The following is a 16,325-nucleotide window of genomic DNA, read 5'->3' as shown; positions in this document are numbered from 1 at the left end:
CGCAGCGTGTCCGGGCACCGCCGGGGCGGATGCGCTGGTACGGTCACAGGCCCCCCGAGCCCGCGGCAGCCGCCGTACCCTCCCGCCCGCTGCCCGGACTCGCCGCCCCCGGCCGTCCCACGCCGGTGATCAAGTCCCGCCAGGAGTACTCGTGCACAGGCCGTGTGAGCGGATCCGCCGGAACGTCCGACAGGACCCGGGCCGCACCACCCTGCGCCGGTCCGTCTTCGCAGGGCAGCCGGTGCCGGGCCGCGTCCGCCGGAGCACGCCATGAGGTGGCCCGGCGCCCACCGCAGCGAGAGCCGCAGGGTGGCGCGGGTGAGCAGCACGGGCCTGCACGTGCCCGCACCGCCCGTATGGGTGCGCTGGCTGCCGGCCATGTACGTCGCCGGGCTCCTGATCCTCGAACCGATCACTCCCGTGCAGTGGCCGGTGAGCTTCCTGCTCATCGCACTCCCCGTGATCGCCGCCTTCTCCCACGGTCCCGCCGTCGTCGCCGCCGTCACGGTCTTCGCCGTCGGGTTCGAAGCCCTCCTGGCCGGCACCCCGTGCTGTGCGGGCCGTCCCGTGGCATACATCGGCGAGCGCCACTACGTGGCCAGCTACATCTCCACCGCGCTCGTCGGCATCCTCGGCACGCTCCTGGCCGCCAGCCGGGTGCGCCGGGAGCGCACCCTCGCCACCGTGCGCTCCGTCGCCGAGACCGCGCAGCGGGTGTTACTGCGCCCGGTGCCCCGACGCCTCGGCCGGATCTCCATCGAAACCCTCTATCTGTCCGCCGCCGCGGAGGCGCGTATCGGCGGTGACCTCTACGAAGCCGTCTCCACTGCGTACGGTGTCCGCCTGCTCATCGGCGATGTGCGGGGCAAGGGCCTGGTCGCGGTGGAAACGGCGGCGACGATGCTCGGCGCGTTCCGCGAGGCCGCCCACGACGAACCCGATCTGGCCGGGGTGGCGCGCCGAGTCGAGCGGAGCATGACCCGCACGGCCGCACAGCTCGAGGGCAACGAAAGCGAAATCGCGGAACGCTTCGTCACCGCGGTGTTCGCCGAGATCCCCGACCACGAGCCCGTGGTCCGCCTGGTCAACTGCGGCCATCCGCCGCCCCTGTACATCGGCCCCGACGGGGTCACCGAGCTGGAGCCGGCCGACCCCTCGCCGCCCATCAACATCGGCGTCATGGCCGGCAACGGCTACCACGTGGACGTGGCGCCCTTCCGCCCCGGCGACCAACTGCTGCTGTACACCGACGGCGTAACCGAGACCCGCGATTCCAGCGGAGCCTTCTACCCGCTCCTCGAGCGTGTCCGCTCGTGGGACTCCCTGCCGCCCCAGGACCTCCTCGCCCGTCTGCACCGGGACCTGATGGCCTTCAGCGGCGGCGGCCTCGACGACGACACCGCCGCCCTGGCGGCGTTCCGCCTCCGCGCCGAGCCTTCGGCCGGTCCGGCCGAATTCCCCCGCTAGTCCGAACCGGACACGGCCACCGCGCCGGATCCCTCGCCCGCCAACCGAGGCAGGACGTGCGGCGGGCGAGGAATCCGGCGCGGTGCTCATGTCCGGATCAGCCGGCGCCGGACTGCTCCTTGCCGTGCGCGGCATGTCGCGGGCGGTATTTGGACGACACCTGGCCGACGAGTTCCCGAAAACACACCAGGGCGGTGATCGGCGGAATGCCGACGATCACCATCGAGAGCGTGGAATGCGAGGAATGGCTGACACACAGAGCCACCGCAGCGGCGGAGGCGAGGAGGATGACCCCCCAGGACCGCCGGGCGGTCCGGTGCGACAGGGCGGCGCGCAGAATGGACAGGGCCGCGACGAACCACGGCCCGTACACCGTCAGCGGCCACCACTGCGCCAGGGGCGAGGGAAGAACCGTCGCGGCGATGGCGCGCAGCTGACTGTACGAATATGCGGTGGACCACCCCAGCATGGCCACCGAGCACGCGGCGATGGTGGCGACCAGGATCGTGATCGGGGTGACCGGCTGGCCGCTGTCGAGCACATGGGGCGTCGGACGGGGCCGCCGCCGGTCGCTCCGGTGGCGATGCTGCCCGTCCAGGCCGGCCGGAGCGGGAGCCGTGGCGGTCACGGTGGACAGCATCTGGGCCAGTTCCTCGTCCGGGTCCCAGCCGTTCGGCGCGATGTCCGGGCCGGGGGCGCCCCAGACGGGATGCGCGTCGAGGGGATCGCCGTTGTAGGAGGGCTGCCCCAGCCCGTCATAATCCGTTCTCAGGGCGAACTGAATGTCGTAGAGGCTTGGCTCGCCTGGAAGCCTGTCCATTCTCTAGCTCCTCCGCGCCCTCGCTCAGGCCGATCCATTGAAAGCGCGAAGGTATTCACTCTCCATCTGACCGATCTTCTTGAGGAAGTCTTCAAGAAGGTCTGAACAACCCTTGACGCGCAAGTCGCCACCCGCCAAGTCGCGCCACACGGCTCCGGTTCCGGCCAGGGTCTGATCTTCCGGTTCGTTCCAAGTCACGATCACCTAACGAGCGCCAACCGGCCCAAGCTATCCGGCATTCGGGGGAATGAATCCATGAAGAAACGTTCATCCAGTCGGATGACAGTACCCGCTCGGCCTAATTCCCCATAGGCGTCCAACCGTATATGTCCGTGAATAGCATTTCCTGCTCGTCAGGCGCGGCGGGGTGTGGACCCCTGCGACAGGCGTTCGGTTTCACGGAGTCCTCCCCGGACTCCGCAGCGCCGGTTCGACGCCTCGGCGACCGGTTCACTGTCCAGCCGGTACGTGACCCCGCTCCCGGCCGGCGCCGCGCTTTGCCGGGTTGCCGCTGGACCGCCCGACGCCTTGAACTGGTGGAAGGGCGCTCTGCGCCGGTGTGCGCGGCGGGCGAACGACGCGGATACGCGAGAGGAGGTGCCTTCGAATGCCCGATCGTGACGTGCTGATGTACCTCGATGAGGGCGGCCGGGTGATCGAGTGGCACCATCGCGCCAAGGAGCTGTTCGGATGGTCCGCCGAGGAGGCCGTCGGCCGGTCCGTCGCGGCCCTGCTGCGCGAGGCCGGCGCCGCCGGCGGACGACGCGGGGAAGGTTTCCCGGATACCGCTCCAGTGCTGGTCAAGCCGGTGTTGCGGGGATCCTCCGTTGTCTGGCAGGTACGCGCGGTAGCGGACGCCCTCTCACGGCAACAGGACGTGGCGCTCATCAGAGCCATGTTCACCCAGTCCCCGGTGGGACTGCACGTCCTCGACGATCAACTGCGCCTGGTCCGTATGAACACCGCCGCCCGCGGTCTGCGTGACGTGCCGGCGGACGACCTGATCGGCAAGCGCTTCACCGAGGCGTACGAATTCGAAGACGCCGAGGAAGAGCTCGCGGTGGCGCGCAGGGTCCTGGAGAGCGGACAGGCGGTACTGAACCGGCTGGTCCGGGACATTGAGCCGCCGGACGTGCGCAAGCGCCGCATCTACTCCGTCTCCTACGTCCGCCTGGAGGACTGCGGCGGGGGCGTGCTGGGTCTGGTGGCATCCTCGATCGACGTCACCGAGCGCGAGAACGCACACAGACGCCTGGCCCTGCTGGACGCGGTACGCGCACGGGTGGGGCGGCGGCTGGACGTGCCGGCCGTGTGCCAGGAACTGGTGGACACGGTGGTGCCCGCCTTCGCGGGCATCGTCGTCGTCGAGGTGGTCGAGGACGTCGTCCGCGGAGAGGAACCGCCGCTGGTCCCCGTCGACCGACTCGTTCCCCTGCGCCGCACGGCCTTCCGGGGACGTATCTCGGCCTATCCGGTCGGAGACGTACGCCCCCTGCCTTCGGGCACTCCCTACTCACACGTGCTGTCCGACCTTCGCCCCCGCCTCGTCCCGATCCACGAGGACAGCGTGTGGCTCGCCGCCGACCCGGCCCGGGCCGACTCCATCAGGCAGTCCGGCGCCCACTCCATGATCGTGTCACCGCTGGCTCTGCACGGTCACGCTCTGGGCGTCGTCAGCTTCTACCGCCACCGGCAAGAGGATCCCTTCGAGGAGGAGGACCTCCAGCTGGCGTCCGACGTGTGCGCGCACGCCGCTCTCTGCATCGACAACGCCCGCCGCTACAGTCGCGAGCGGACCATCGCGGCAACCGTCCAGCGCAGGCTTCTTCCCCAGCAACCGGCGACTCCGAGCTCGGCGGAGATCTGCCAGATGCACTTTCCCGGCCCGGAGGGCGGCGGCGCGTGGTTCGACGCGATCACGCTGCCCGGCGCACGGACCGCGCTGGTCGTCGGCGAGGTCGCCGGACGGGGCATCACCGCGGCAACCACGATGGGACAACTGCGCACGGCCCTCCACTCGCTCGCTCCCTTGGACCTGGGGCCCGACGAGCTGCTGGCCCGCCTGAGCGACACCGCGGCCCGCCTCGCGGCCGAACGCGCCGCACTGCCCGCCGGGGATCCTCTGGGTCATGAGCCGCTCACCGCCGGCTGCGCCATCGCGGTCTACGACCCGGTCGATCTGACCTGCACCATCGTCCGCGCCGGCCTCCCGGCGCCGTTCGCCCTCTTCCCCGACGGCACGTCGTGCAACCTGGCCGTCCCCCCGGGTCCTCTCCTGGCCGGAACGGGCAACGCCCCGTTCCCCGCGACAACGGTCAGCCTTCCGGAGGGCACCACGCTGGCGATGGGTACGGTCTCGCTCGCGCAGGAGGTTCTCTCGGGGCCGCTGCGCCCGCTGCTGGACAGCGGCAGAACGCGGCCTCTGCCGGAGCTGTGCGACGAGATCGCGGAAGCGCTCACCAACGGCCGACACGCCGAGGAGATGCTCATGCTGCTCGCCCGCACGAAGGCCCTGCCTCCGGAGCGGGTGCGGGCCCTCTCCCTGCCCGCGAATCCCAAGGCCGCACCCATCGCCCGTGCAGCGGCCCGGCAGCAGCTGGAAGCCTGGGGCATCGACGAGGAGACCGCCTTCACCAATGAGCTCATCGTCAGCGAACTCGTCGGCAACGCCGTCCGCTACGGCGCTCCGCCCCTGCAACTCCGCCTGATCCTCGACCGGACGCTGACGAGCGAGGTCAGCGACGCCGCCACCAGCGCCCCGCATGTGAAGCACGCCCGTACCGTCGACGAGACGGGCCGGGGGCTGTTCATCATCGCGACTCTCGCGGCCCAGTGGGGTGCCCGCTACTGGGACCAGGGGAAGACCGTTTGGGCGGAGCAAGCCACGGGGATGCCCGACGCGCCGCCGCTCTGACAGCGCACCGAGGCAGGGGGGCGGCCGGCCCGCATCTCGGCTCCGCATGCATCACTCGGATGCCTTCGGGCGCCTCGCGGCCCGGTGCGGTCACGCTGGATCCGTTCGGTGACGTCAGAAAAGCGAGCAGGGATGCTCCCTTTCAGCCGCTGCCCAGGAGGTCCGGACATGGGCTCGATCAAGCACCGCTCCCTCGGGGCAGCCGTCGGCACGGCCGTCGCCCTTGCCTGCGCTTCGCCTGCCACGGCCGCCGGCAGCGGCCGGGGGTTGCAGAACGGGCACGAGGAGGTCTTCCGTCTGCTGGCCAGGTCCACCCAGACCACCCATCGCACCGCGCGCGGGTACGTCCACAGCGTCGACATCAACGCCACGGACACGGACGCCACCGTGCACCTCATTCGATGAGCGTGGCGCGGAGCCAACGGCACCAAGGCAGGTGAAGGCATCGCTTCCCGGACCCTTCACCGGAGCCCGTGACGCTCACCCGGTTCGGGACATGCCTGTGCGGCCGGCAGTCGGCCGGGACGGTGATCCCAGCAACGGCTCGATCAGAGCGGTCAGTTCGGAGCGGCTGATCTGACCCATGCGGGCCGCCGCGATCCTGCCCTGGCGGTCGACGACTAGCGTGTAGGGGTACGCCTGCGGATTGACGAGGCCTTTGGGGATGCGCAGGAGTTCGACGGACCTCGGGTCGTGGAGGCTGCGGTAGGCGACCTTGTGCCGGCGGGCGAAGGATGCTCCGACTTCTCGGGAGGCGTCGGCGTCGACGCCCATGACCCTCACGCCGCGTGAGTGGAAGGCGGTGTGGACGGCAGAGAGGTCGGAGGCCTCGGCGCGGCAGGGGCCACACCAGGAGGCCCAGGTGTTGATGACGAGCACGTTGCCCCGGTAGTCGTGAACGGCGATCGGGCGGCCGTCGATCGCCGTGCCCGCCAGGTCGGGCATCGCCTTGCGGTCGGCGGGGGCGTACGTGTGCAGCGTGCGGGGAGCTTGGCCGTCGTCGAGATGGGCGGTCGCGCAGCCTGACAGCATCAGGAGAGCCAGGGCGATGCCTGCGGCTTTGGTGGGTTTCATGGGGGTGAGGAAGCGACCCTTTCTGGTTGCGAGGAGAGGGGGGCGGTGAACCGGCCCGCCCGGCCGCCGGCGGGCGCCGGCAGGGCCGGTGGGACGGTGCTCACATGGCCGGGGTCGCCTGCTCTTCGTCGTCGATCGTGTAGCGCTTCTTCAGCACGGCGTCGAGCTTGCCGGACCGCCAGGCGGACAGGCACCAGGCGGTGGGGAGCTGGAGCGTGAACAGGCCGAAGAAGGAGTACAGGGCCGCCGCGTCCAGCAGTTCTCCCGGGCTGACGCTGCCGTAGGGGGCGGCGCCGGCGATACCGAGGGCCAGCATGTAGAGGCTTCCGTCGATGAGGACGGTCCTCCAGCGCGGCAGCGGGGAAAGCAGGCGGCGGCTCAGGGTGAGCAGTGTGGTGCAGGTGACCAGGAAGACGGCCTGGTCCCTGCACCACATGAGCGGCTCCGGGCCGGTGGGCCCGAGGTTGTCCCCGAAGGCGAGCGATTCCGCGGTCAGCACCACGGTGCCGGTGAGCCATGAGATCAGGGTGACCCATGCGGCGTAGGCAAGGGCGCTACGCCAGGGAGTGAACATCATGGCGCTCCTTTCGAGCCCCTGTCAGGGCCGGCGGCAGGACCATCATCCCACCCTCACCGCGGGAGACCGCCGCCAGGGGCACCCGGCCCAAAGAGCCTGCTAGTAGCCGCCGTTGTTGGAGATGGTGCTCGGTTCGCAGGCGCGGGCGAAGAGGCACTCCAGGCCGCTGAACTTCTTGGTGCTCATCTTGTGCTGGTAGACGGTCTTGGCGGAGTGCTTGTTGCCGCTGGTGTAGCCGAAGAGGTACATCTCGTGGTCCGGGGCGGGGCGGGCCTTACCGGACACGTAGAAGTCGCCGTTGCGGGCGAGCCGGGCGTCGTAGAAGACGCCGATGCCGGCGCGGCGGATGCCCGACTTGGGGCAGAACGGGTCGGTGGCTTCGATCTGCCCGTGGACGGCACGGGTCTTGCCGTCGAACCGGGTCATGGTGCGGAAGTCGATCTTCTTGGTCGACGCCTTCCGCTTGTCGATCAGCTTCCCCTTCTTGTTGTAGACCTTCGTCCAGCCGGTCTCGGGGAAGAGGTCGTAGGACGACTTCGTCCAGTACACGACGCCGCGGACACCGGCGCGGAAGGAGGTGCCGGAGACGGCCTTGGAGAAGCCGCGGCCGTCGCCCTTGTACTTGTAGGCGCTGCCGTACTTGCAGCCGGCGACCTTGCTGATGTAGCTGGGGACGGTCACCCAGCTCTGCCGGATGAAGGACCGCCAGGTCACCACGGTCTTGGTGTACTTCTTCGCCTTGGCCTCGACCTTCTGGGCGGTCTGGGCGAGCGCCGTGGAGGTGTCGCCGGTGGGGACGGTGACGTTCAGGCCCCAGGTGTGGCCGAGGCCCTTTGCGTCACCGCTGATCTGGTAGGAGGGCTCGGAGCCGGGAGTGATCGCAGTGTCGCGGAGGCTGTGTCCGGAGGTCGTGGCGATCACCTTGCCGTCACGGATGACGGTGTAGGTCTTGGCGCCGAGGTCGGGCCACGACAGGTCGACGAACTTGGAGGAGGCGGCCCAGGCGGCGCGCTCGGCCTGGTTGGGCGAGTGGGCGAGGGTGACGTCGGCGATCACGTGCTGTGAGCCGGCAGCGAGGATCTGGCTGTCGGTGGCCTGACCGGTGTAGCTCTTCACCGTGTGCACACCGCCGGCGGCGAGGGCGGTCTTGCCGGTGATGAAGCTGCCGGTGGTGGCGTTGAGGACGAACGCGGCCTCTTTCGGCGCAGGGGCGGCTGCGGCGATGGATCCGTCGTTGGCCACCGTGGTGGCGAGAAGGGCGACGGGAAGCGCGGCTGCCGCGCTCCAGCGTCCCAGTGTGCGTGTGACGTTCAAGAAACGACTCCTTGGATCGAGCGGCGGCCCCAACGTGCCTGCCGGCGGGGTGGTGTTGGAGGCCTGGTGGCGAGCCGGGCGCGGCTTCCGGGCGTTACGCAGGGCGTCCACATCCCCGGAAGCCGCATCCCGGGCGGGGTCAGGACAGGCCCCACTCCTGGCGTCCGCGGGCCGCGTTCGAGTCTCCGGACTTCTCCAGGTAGGGGTGCGAGCCCGCCTTCGTGGAGTTCGATGCGATGACCTTGCCGTTGCGGGCCTGGCTCCAGATCTGCGAACCGCCCAGCATCCAGCGCTGCGCCTTCCAGCCGGAATGGCAGGTGTACTGGACGATGCGGCTCTTGTTGTCGACGTTCAGGCACTTGCCCGACTTGTCGTTCTTGATGGTGAACAGCGACTGGTTCTTGTAGAGCCGGTGGAGGGTCCAGCGCTGCGTCTTGTCGGTCCTTGAACACTTGCCCACGGTGACCTGGGCGTTGTTCTTGGTGCTGCCGCCCATTGAGAGGCAGATGTGACCAGGCGCCCAGACGCGCTCCAGGCGGGTGTGGGCGTAGGGGTCCCTGGCCTGGGGCGCGGCACTGGCCGCCGGTGCGGTGAGCCCGGTCACCGTTCCGGCCGCGACGGCTGCGAGCAGCAGTGATCCGGCTGTCTTACGCATTGGTTTTCCTCCCCGTTTGATCAACATGACGCGCCTCGAACGTAAACGCGAACCGAGATACCCGCTACGTCCGTTGGGGAGTTGTCCAATGGGGCATTAGCCAAGAGGGAGGGTCGGTACACCCGGTGTGTGGCCGTCGGATTCGGTGGCCTACGGTGGCCCGAGTATTTGTCTCACTCACGGGGAAGACGACTTTCATTTATGACGCGTTTGAGCCGTCTGACTTTGGCTGCCGTCTGCGGCATTGTCGTTCTGGCCGTGGGGGGAGCGGTGACGACCCATCTGCTGGACGATCCGGCGCGGGGTCTCACGGCTGCCGCGGGTGCGGGGGATACGCACTGCCGGGAGGTCACTCGAAAGGCGCCTGGCCTGCTGGCGGGCAAAGAGCGCCGGTCTGTGGGTCTCGAGGGTGTCGTGGTGTGGGGCAGCCAGCAGGTGATCCTGCGCTGTGGTGTCAACTCGCCGGGGGCGACGAAGGATCCGTGTTTCGAGGCGAACGGGGTGGACTGGGTGATCGACGAGCGGCAGTCGACGCCGGACCGGAAGGTCATTGTGACGTTCGGCCGTACGCCGGCGACCCAGGTTGCGATCCGCGCTCGTGAAGTGCGGGCGGATGAGGCGATCGTGGAACTGTCGCATCTGGTGGCGGGGGTGCCGAAGTCCGGCCGTTGCCTGGACGCACAGTGACCGGCGCCGGGCCCGCTGATGGGACGTGCGGGCCCGGCCGCCCTCAGGCGCCCTTGGTCCTCCGGCGTCGCGCGACGGTGTACCCGGCGGCGGCGAGGAGTACCACGCCTCCCCCGACGGCGGCAACGGTGCCGGTGTTGCCGGAAGAGCCGGCCGCCTGCGTGCAGTACCGGTGGTCGTCGCTCTTGACGGTGATGGTCAGGTGCCCCTGGCTGCCGGTCAGTCCGTCGTGGTGTCCGGCGATGTCGACGGGGTAGCTTCCCGCCTTGATGTCGCAGCGGATGGTGCCGTTGCCCTGCCCGAAACTGTTCTTGAGCAACCCGACGGTGACGGCCTTGGTGAACGCAGGGGACTTCACGGTGAAGCTGCCGTTTCCGTCCGCGGCCAGGGAGGTCAGGTCTACGTCGGAGGTGACCACGATGGGTGCGCCCTGCTGAAGAGGACCGTCCCCGTCGCTGTCGCTGTCGTTTTCGCGGACGCTGACGCTCAGGCCCGGACCGTCCGCCGCAAAGGCTGCGTGGGAGCTCGTAAGGCCGATGATCGTCGCGGTGAGGGTGGCTGCTGCTGTGCGCAGGTACATCGCGGGTACCTCGCCTTCCTGGGAGGGGTTAGCCGGCCTTGGGCGCGACGAGCATGTGTTCACGGCCGAGGGTGGTGGTGGTGTCGGTGTAGAGGGTGGTCTCGCCGTCCGACCAGCGCACGAGGAGGTCGTTGGGCTGCCCCTGGGTGTAGGAGCCGGCTGTCATGACGGAGGCGTGGGTCCACAGCTTGTTAGAGGACTTCAGCTGGGTCTCCGTTCCGACACTGGAGGCGCCGGCGTCGCGGTAGAGGGAGAGTTCGCCGTCCGACCAGCGCACTATCACGTCCCAGTTGGCGCCGCCGGTGAAGTTGCCGGCGGCAAGGATGGTGGCGTGCGTCCAGGTCTTGTTGGGGTCCTTGAGCTTGTGCTCGTGGAGGAAGCCGCGGCCGTCGACGTCGGTGTAGAGGGACACTTCCCCGTCGACCCAGCGGACCATGACGTCGTCGGTCCACTTGTTGGAGCTGTACCGTCCGGCGGTGATCTGGGTGGCGTTCCTCCAGGTCTTGTTGGGCTTTTGAAGCTGGGTTTCCTTGGCGAAGTCGCCGTGGCCGCTGCCGGTGTAGAGGGTGACCTCGCCGTCCACCCAGACCACGATGAGGTCGGAGGCGTCGTTGCCGCTGAAGTCTCCGCCGGTGACGACCATGGCGTCCTTCCAGGTGGAGGACTTCGTGATCCTCTTCTCGCCGGAGAATCCGCCCTGGCCGTTGCCGATGTAGAGGGTGACCTCGCCATCGGACCAGACCACGATCATGTCGGTCCTGCCGTCGCCGGTGTAGTCACCGGAGGCCATCTTCCTGGCGTGGGTCCACAGGCCCCCGCCGGTGGGGTACATGCTGTAGCCGCGCGGGTACTGGCGCGGGTCGCGGTTGTTCTTCGCGGCGTCGTAGATCTCGAGAGCCCGCTTGTCGTACGTGACGGCGAAGGAGATGCGGTCGCTGTTGTTCTCCAGGCCGCCGCCGTAGTAGCCGCCGAGGTTGCCGATCACGGTTCCGCTGCCGGTCCTGCTGTTCAGGCCGGTGATCCACGGACTTCCGGAGGTGCCGCCGTAGAAGCCGCCGCACTCCATGCGCATCTGCCGGTAGCCGGGAAGCTGCCGGGTCGCGACGCCGGGGCAGATGATCGGACGGTTCTTCGGGTTGTGGCTTCCCGGATAGCCGACGACGGTCACCGTCTGGTGGTAGCGGCCGCCCACCTGGCCGAGCTTGAGGGCGGCGCCGACGGCCTTCTGCACGCTCTGGCGGTGGCTGTTGGTGCCGACCCGGGCGAAGGCGTAGTCGAAGTCGGAGTAGGCGTCCCGGGTGGGTTCCTTCCCCGCGCGGTACCAGCGGGAGTCGCGAACCCACTTCTGCACCGGGAAACGGCCGTAGGGGGTCGGCTTCTTCGACGCGCCGTCGTAGCGGGGCACGAACATGCCCTTGGTGCCGCCCGAGCAGTGAGCGGCGGTCAGGATGACGTTGCCCTGCGGGCTGTCGACGACGCCGGCCGAGCAGAAGCGCCCCACCAGTCTGTCGGTGGCGGGGTCCCTGACGTAGTGGAAGAAGGTGCCCACGGTGGGGACACCCGCGAAGTAGTGGCCGTTCTTGGCGGCAGCCAGGCCTGACAGGGATGAGGGCTTCCAGCCGGCGGGTGCCTCGGAGCGGGGGGAGTCCGGCGTGGCTGCGGCCATCCGCCGGGGTGTCCAGAACCTCTCGGCCGCTTCACTCGTCCACTGGCCGGCCGCGCCCGCACCGTCTGCGGAGGGCACCGACGGCGCGGTGCGGGTGGCAGCGGCGGCCGTGACCGATGCGTGCGCGGTGGCGACCGGATGGGGGGTGTGCGCGGTGGCGGGCGTGGCGGTCGCCAGAACGAGCACACCGGCTGACGTCAGTAGCTTGCGTATGTGGGTGAAACGCATGTGTTCCTCAATGTGTATGGCGCACTTGGAATGCTGCCGGGGCTGTACAGGCACGCTGTGCCGGCTCAGCAGCCAGGACTCCGCCCCATCCCCGTCAGGCGGCGCAGTGGGAAGCAGCGCGAAGAGCGTGCTGCCGAAACGAAGGCCAACGAGACGAAACCGCTGATCGCCACGTGGAACCCGTGGCTTCGTCGGACCTGACGGAGGCTTGGGCGGAGAGAGAAGGGCGTCGCGTGGAAGCCGGGCTCCGCCGGCGGGCAGGCCTTCGCCGTGGTGCAGCTGGGCGGCAGTGCCGGTTCCGGGCCGGTGATGCGATCACGGTGGCACCGGCCCGGAACCGGCGTGTCGGCCGGGCGTCGTGTCAGCGGAGGTGGTTGTTCACCGCCTCACGCGACAGACGGTGCGCGCCGCTGTCTTGGGATTTGACCGAGGCGCCGCGAGCACATCGGGTCGGTGCACAGTGATCCGTGGGCCAGGGCGGAGACGATCGCGGCCTGTGTACGTGTCCGCTCTCCCAGCTTTGCCACGATGTTTGCGATGTGCGCCTTCACCGTGCGTTCTGCGATCCCCAGTTCCCGTGCGAGCTCACGGTTGCCCTGCCCCGTTCCCAGCAGCAGGAAAACCTCTTTTTCTCTTGCGGTCAGGCTCTCCAGCCGCCAGACGCGGGGCTCGGGGCTGTACCCGGTGCGCCGGTAGGGGCAGGTCGTGTCTCCGGCGTCGGACCGTTTGGACATGTCGGCCCTTCCTGGTCGCAGCGTTCCAGCAGACCCCCGTGGTCTGGTTGGCTGTGACCGAACACCAACCTACCCGTCCGTAACTCGTCGCTCACGCTTTTAACCCTCCCCAACTTCCCCAGCCGGGTGGGACGTTGCCCAAAGGTGAGGGGTCTGTTGGTGCGTTGCCTGAAGAGACAATGTCCCTCAAGTGTTCGAGTTCCTAGGCTGCCTGACGGCCACAGGGAAGCAACGAGGGGAACACTGTGAGCAATCGCACCATGGGGCGCATGGCCGCCGCTGTCGCGACCGCTGCCGGTATCGCCGTCCTGGCCCCGGCTGCCGCGCAGGCGCAGCCCGCCCGGACCGACACCGTGGTGAGCGTGCAGGCCGCCGCACAGAAGCCCGCTCACCTCACCGTCGGCTCCTACAAGGCGTACCTGAAGAAGAACTGGGCGAAGGGCGGCCGTGAGACGGCCGCGAAGTTCGCCAAGCTGACGCCGGCGCAGCAGCGGAAGTTCCTGCGCCACCTGGAGGACCGGAAGGTCTACGAGGCGCTTCGCAACCAGGTCGAGGGCGGCTTCGGCCGGTCGCTGCACATCGTCGACCCGTACAACGAGGACGTCGAATTCGTCACCGACGTCACCGCCCGTATCGCCAAGGACGATGCCGGGACGCTGACGGTGCGCTTCTCCGTGCAGGAGCGGATCTTCGACATCCCGGTGACCACCGAGACCATCACGGTCAAGGGCGCCACCCAGGGCGAGGGCAGGTCGAAGAAGGCCGTAACGAAGGCCCACCTGAAGAACGTGAACGCGGCCATCGCGATCACCGCCGGTCCGACCCGTGCCGCGTCCAAGGGCGCCGTCACCCGTGGTTCGGTCACCTGGACGGCCAAGCCCCAGGTGAGGGCATTCGGTGCGAAGAAGGTCGTCAAGGAGCAAGGCGCGGCGGCTGTCGTCGTCAAGACGAATCGTTCCTTCGTGGCGTCTCTCGCCAACGTCTAGTCCTCACCTCCCCCTGTGAGGGGGCCCGGCGCCCGCTGGTCACCGTGGTGCCGCGACCCGTTCCTGTTCCGCACCATCTAGGCGAAGGAAGAACGGAATGAATCTGCGTACGCGGATGAAAACCGGACTGCTCGGTGTCACCGGGGCGGCCCTGCTCGTCGGTGGACTGACGGCCGCCCACCCCGCGACCGCTCAGCCGTCTGCCGCAGTGAACGCGCTCAGCGCGATGAAGGTCGACGCCGTGAAGACCGCTCACGTCGACGCGGCCGGGGTCCTCTGCAAGATCGGCTACATCACCATCACCCGCACCAGCATGTGCCTGGACGTCAACGCCCGCGTGGATGTGCTGCGCAACGGCAGGCCGGTCGGCAGCGCCACCTTCGAGGTCAAGCACTCCATGACGCTGAAGACGAACAAGCTGAAATGGGGTGAGAGCTTCACCGTCGGCAAGGCCAGGCTCGTCAATGCCTCCGGGATCAGCGTCAGCGTTTCGGTCGGCGCCGGCAAGGGCGTGAAGACCAGCGTGAAGTTCCCGCAGGGATCCAGGCTGGGACCGGCTCACAAGGGCTCGGTCAGCTACTCGGCCAGCGTGAAGAAGCACAAGCAGCTCAGCAACCCGGCCTCCTACCGGTTCACCTTCACCAAGCCCGGCTACACCATCGGTACGGGCGGCTACAAGTCCGCCAAGTTCCGCTGTGACGACACCTTCTGGTCGCGGGACGACACCAAGCGGGTGAAGAACCCGGGCTGCGTCTTCCCCGGCTACGCGCCCGTCTTCAGCCTGTCCCGGTCCGACTCCAAGGTGAAGGAGTCCGCGAAGCACATCCTCGACGCGCAGAGGGCGATCACGGGGCACCCGGGTGCCTCCACGCCGCTGCACCGCATCACCGACGAGAAGACCATCGACAAGCACCGCCGGGCCATGTGCGGGCGCACCCACGCGCCGAGCGGCAAGGACTGCGACGAGTACCCCTTCGCCGCGACGAAGGAGGGCGGCAACCCGCGCCGAGGCAGCATCCGCGTGATATCCGCGAGCGACAACCGCAGTGCCGGCGCCCGCCTCGGCGGCTTCTACAAGAGCCAGCGCGTTCTCGGCAATGACGCCTACTACGTACGTATCAAGTAGGAACGTCACACCGCGTCAGTAGCCTGGGTGCCGCCCCTCTCCGGGGTGGCACCCGTGCCTCGTATCCGGGGACGACGAGACGGAGTTGAAGCAGGCGTGACGACTGAGACCGCAGACCTCTACGTGGAAGACCACGATCTGCAGATCGATCCTCAGTGTGAGGGGATCATGGCGTTCCCCGAGCACTCCGACATCACCAACGGGATCGTCGGCTTCCACCAGGACTTCGGCACCATCCTGACCGGCTTCGAACGCGGCTGGTGCCACGTGACCGTTCAGATCTGCCCGGAGCCTCCCGCTCTGGACGCGGCGGATTGGGACGACGTACTCGACGTCTCGGCCGACTTCGCCCGCGGGCAGGCCTTCATCGGCAGCTACGACAAGGCACTCACCACCAACCTGGCCTTCGACGGCCCGGGGACCTACCGGCTCCGCGTCCATGCGCGAGGCCGGGCAGGGGCGAAGGACGCGGCGCTTCCGCGCCGTCCCCGGCCGAGCAGGACAAACCCCGCGCCCGAAACGTACCTGGTGCAGGTCTGGAAGGCCGCCGCCAGGCCTGAGGAGGTCCACAAGAGCAGCGGATACCCCGGGCTTCCCGCCGCCGGGTACACCGGCCCGACCAGCTCTGCCTACAGCCCGGAGGTCGACGCTCCGCAGATCCGTGCCGGAAGCGGCGGGATCGTGCTCGTCCGTACCTGCTTCACCGAACCCGGCGCGTGGCAGGCGTTGCTCGGCTTCATCGGCAAGGGCGGCGAGGGGGGCGACTGCATCGATGTGACGGCCGTCGACGAGCGTGCGTACGAGGGGCTGAGCGGGGAGCAGCTGCGCAGCCTGGTGGACCGTGACGAGGACGACTGGCCCTATCACCCGGTTCTTCTGGTCGCGGACGAACGGGCCCTTGCCGCGGGTGACTTCCCTCTCCTGGCCGTCGACAACCCGCCGGGCGAGCCCGCCGCGTCGTTCAGGATCACGACCGCTCATCTGGAGAGCTTCGTGGTCAACATGGAACTGGGGAACACCAGCTTCTTCGAGTGGTCCCGTGACGCGGGCGAAGACGGCGTCTACACGGGGTGACGCAACCGCGGATGCCCGCTCGTCGTTCCCAGCGCGCGCGTAGCGGGCGGAAGCCGTGCAGCCGGGCAGTGGTCCGCTCGACCACCCACCGGCAGACGCCCAGGACGGAGCCGTGCTCGCTGCCGCGAGCCGGCTTCGGACGCCCATCCCCGGTCGCTCTCGGCGTCGACGCCCTGGCCGCATGGAGCAGTCCCGGCAAGTGGCACCCGGTCGTGGCACGTGATGTGGTGATCCTTCGACGCACTCAACAGGTGGCTCCTCCGGGGAAGAAACGCCCCTGATTCATGACAATCCCTGTCCTGCCGACCGTGTGACGGCGGCGCGCAGGCGGCACGTGTCGCAGTTGGAACATGTCGCAGTTGCGACATCCGAGGCCGGTGACACGTCGAGCTTCATCAACGGATGCTCTCGGACAACTTGTGC

16 protein-coding genes are annotated in these 16,325 nt (G+C 68.8%); 7 read left to right on the top strand and 9 right to left on the bottom strand.

Annotated elements, in window-relative coordinates; translation table 11 throughout:
• The first annotated feature begins 270 nt into the window (after positions 1-270).
• A complete protein-coding gene (locus tag LZ604_RS06075; protein WP_267971019.1) occupies positions 271-1,467 on the top strand; it encodes a PP2C family protein-serine/threonine phosphatase in 1,197 nt (398 codons plus the stop codon).
• Positions 1,468-1,564: 97 nt separating this feature from the next.
• Here the strand turns inward: LZ604_RS06075 and LZ604_RS06070 are convergent, their stop codons facing one another.
• Positions 1,565-2,287 carry a DUF2637 domain-containing protein gene (locus tag LZ604_RS06070; RefSeq protein ID WP_234513198.1) on the bottom strand — a complete coding sequence of 241 codons (723 nt, stop codon included), beginning with the start codon at positions 2,285-2,287 and terminating at the stop codon, positions 1,565-1,567.
• Positions 2,288-2,311: 24 nt separating this feature from the next.
• Positions 2,312-2,485 (bottom strand): hypothetical protein, encoded by a 174-nt coding sequence (locus LZ604_RS06065; protein WP_234513196.1) that lies wholly within the window; start codon positions 2,483-2,485, stop codon positions 2,312-2,314.
• A 409-nt stretch (positions 2,486-2,894) separates the two neighbouring features.
• Between LZ604_RS06065 and LZ604_RS06060 the strand changes: the two genes are divergently transcribed.
• Positions 2,895-5,201: a SpoIIE family protein phosphatase gene (locus LZ604_RS06060; RefSeq protein WP_234513194.1), complete on the top strand. Its 2,307-nt coding sequence runs from the start codon at positions 2,895-2,897 to the stop codon at positions 5,199-5,201.
• A gap of 168 nt (positions 5,202-5,369) precedes the next feature.
• A complete protein-coding gene (locus LZ604_RS06055) occupies positions 5,370-5,606 on the top strand; it encodes a hypothetical protein (protein ID WP_234513193.1) in 237 nt (78 codons plus the stop codon).
• A gap of 75 nt (positions 5,607-5,681) precedes the next feature.
• Here LZ604_RS06055 and LZ604_RS06050 read toward each other — a convergent pair whose 3' ends face one another.
• The 4 genes from LZ604_RS06050 to LZ604_RS06035 form a co-directional block, all read right to left on the bottom strand.
• On the bottom strand, positions 5,682-6,275 hold the full coding sequence (locus tag LZ604_RS06050; protein ID WP_234513192.1) for a TlpA family protein disulfide reductase: 594 nt from the start codon (positions 6,273-6,275) through the stop codon (positions 5,682-5,684).
• Positions 6,276-6,375: 100 nt separating this feature from the next.
• The gene (locus LZ604_RS06045) at positions 6,376-6,852 is read right to left on the bottom strand and encodes a hypothetical protein (protein ID WP_234513191.1); all 477 of its coding nucleotides are present in this window, start codon (positions 6,850-6,852) and stop codon (positions 6,376-6,378) included.
• A gap of 99 nt (positions 6,853-6,951) precedes the next feature.
• Positions 6,952-8,166: a hypothetical protein gene (locus LZ604_RS06040; RefSeq protein ID WP_234513190.1), complete on the bottom strand. Its 1,215-nt coding sequence runs from the start codon at positions 8,164-8,166 to the stop codon at positions 6,952-6,954.
• 139 nt (positions 8,167-8,305) lie between these two features.
• Positions 8,306-8,821, bottom strand: a complete 516-nt coding sequence (locus LZ604_RS06035) for an RICIN domain-containing protein (RefSeq protein WP_234513189.1) — start codon at positions 8,819-8,821, stop codon at positions 8,306-8,308.
• A 201-nt stretch (positions 8,822-9,022) separates the two neighbouring features.
• On the opposite strand from LZ604_RS06035, the gene LZ604_RS06030 reads away from it, so the two are divergent.
• Positions 9,023-9,508: a DUF3515 family protein gene (locus LZ604_RS06030; RefSeq protein ID WP_267971018.1), complete on the top strand. Its 486-nt coding sequence runs from the start codon at positions 9,023-9,025 to the stop codon at positions 9,506-9,508.
• A 43-nt stretch (positions 9,509-9,551) separates the two neighbouring features.
• Here the strand turns inward: LZ604_RS06030 and LZ604_RS06025 are convergent, their stop codons facing one another.
• The 3 genes from LZ604_RS06025 to LZ604_RS06015 all read right to left on the bottom strand — a co-directional run bounded on the left by LZ604_RS06025 (position 9,552) and on the right by LZ604_RS06015 (position 12,716).
• Positions 9,552-10,088: a hypothetical protein gene (locus LZ604_RS06025; RefSeq protein WP_234513186.1), complete on the bottom strand. Its 537-nt coding sequence runs from the start codon at positions 10,086-10,088 to the stop codon at positions 9,552-9,554.
• A gap of 28 nt (positions 10,089-10,116) precedes the next feature.
• Positions 10,117-11,982, bottom strand: a complete 1,866-nt coding sequence (locus LZ604_RS06020; protein WP_234513183.1) for a trypsin-like serine peptidase — start codon at positions 11,980-11,982, stop codon at positions 10,117-10,119.
• Positions 11,983-12,368: 386 nt separating this feature from the next.
• Positions 12,369-12,716, bottom strand: coding sequence for a helix-turn-helix domain-containing protein (locus LZ604_RS06015; RefSeq protein WP_308283565.1), 348 nt, complete (start codon positions 12,714-12,716; stop codon positions 12,369-12,371).
• 269 nt (positions 12,717-12,985) lie between these two features.
• Here LZ604_RS06015 and LZ604_RS06010 point away from each other — a divergent pair, with 269 nt between their 5' ends.
• The 3 genes from LZ604_RS06010 to LZ604_RS06000 all read left to right on the top strand — a co-directional run bounded on the left by LZ604_RS06010 (position 12,986) and on the right by LZ604_RS06000 (position 15,902).
• The gene (locus tag LZ604_RS06010) at positions 12,986-13,702 is read left to right on the top strand and encodes a hypothetical protein (protein ID WP_234513181.1); all 717 of its coding nucleotides are present in this window, start codon (positions 12,986-12,988) and stop codon (positions 13,700-13,702) included.
• Positions 13,703-13,799: 97 nt separating this feature from the next.
• Positions 13,800-14,828: a NucA/NucB deoxyribonuclease domain-containing protein gene (locus LZ604_RS06005; RefSeq protein WP_234513179.1), complete on the top strand. Its 1,029-nt coding sequence runs from the start codon at positions 13,800-13,802 to the stop codon at positions 14,826-14,828.
• A gap of 96 nt (positions 14,829-14,924) precedes the next feature.
• Positions 14,925-15,902: a DUF6924 domain-containing protein gene (locus LZ604_RS06000; RefSeq protein WP_234513178.1), complete on the top strand. Its 978-nt coding sequence runs from the start codon at positions 14,925-14,927 to the stop codon at positions 15,900-15,902.
• Positions 15,903-16,325: the final 423 nt, after the last annotated feature.

The organism is Streptomyces glomeratus (assembly GCF_021462825.1).
Classification (GTDB): Bacteria; Actinomycetota; Actinomycetes; order Streptomycetales; family Streptomycetaceae; genus Streptomyces; species Streptomyces glomeratus.
Note: the sequence above shows the minus strand (reverse complement) of the source record. Positions and strands in the feature narration are given on the sequence as shown.

Excerpts from the sequence above, each read along its gene's own strand:
- LZ604_RS06030 (WP_267971018.1), top strand. The coding sequence starts at position 9,023 with ATGACGCGTTTGAGCCGTCTGACTTTGGCTGCCGTCTGCGGCATTGTC.
- LZ604_RS06060 (WP_234513194.1), top strand. The coding sequence starts at position 2,895 with ATGCCCGATCGTGACGTGCTGATGTACCTCGATGAGGGCGGCCGGGTG.
- LZ604_RS06055 (WP_234513193.1), top strand. The coding sequence starts at position 5,370 with ATGGGCTCGATCAAGCACCGCTCCCTCGGGGCAGCCGTCGGCACGGCC.
- LZ604_RS06010 (WP_234513181.1), top strand. The coding sequence starts at position 12,986 with ATGGCCGCCGCTGTCGCGACCGCTGCCGGTATCGCCGTCCTGGCCCCG.
- LZ604_RS06070 (WP_234513198.1), bottom strand. The coding sequence starts at position 2,287 with ATGGACAGGCTTCCAGGCGAGCCAAGCCTCTACGACATTCAGTTCGCC.
- LZ604_RS06015 (WP_308283565.1), bottom strand. The coding sequence starts at position 12,716 with ATGTCCAAACGGTCCGACGCCGGAGACACGACCTGCCCCTACCGGCGC.
- LZ604_RS06025 (WP_234513186.1), bottom strand. The coding sequence starts at position 10,088 with ATGTACCTGCGCACAGCAGCAGCCACCCTCACCGCGACGATCATCGGC.
- LZ604_RS06020 (WP_234513183.1), bottom strand. The coding sequence starts at position 11,982 with ATGCGTTTCACCCACATACGCAAGCTACTGACGTCAGCCGGTGTGCTC.
- LZ604_RS06005 (WP_234513179.1), top strand. The coding sequence starts at position 13,800 with ATGAATCTGCGTACGCGGATGAAAACCGGACTGCTCGGTGTCACCGGG.
- LZ604_RS06035 (WP_234513189.1), bottom strand. The coding sequence starts at position 8,821 with ATGCGTAAGACAGCCGGATCACTGCTGCTCGCAGCCGTCGCGGCCGGA.
- LZ604_RS06045 (WP_234513191.1), bottom strand. The coding sequence starts at position 6,852 with ATGATGTTCACTCCCTGGCGTAGCGCCCTTGCCTACGCCGCATGGGTC.
- LZ604_RS06075 (WP_267971019.1), top strand. The coding sequence starts at position 271 with ATGAGGTGGCCCGGCGCCCACCGCAGCGAGAGCCGCAGGGTGGCGCGG.
- LZ604_RS06050 (WP_234513192.1), bottom strand. The coding sequence starts at position 6,275 with ATGAAACCCACCAAAGCCGCAGGCATCGCCCTGGCTCTCCTGATGCTG.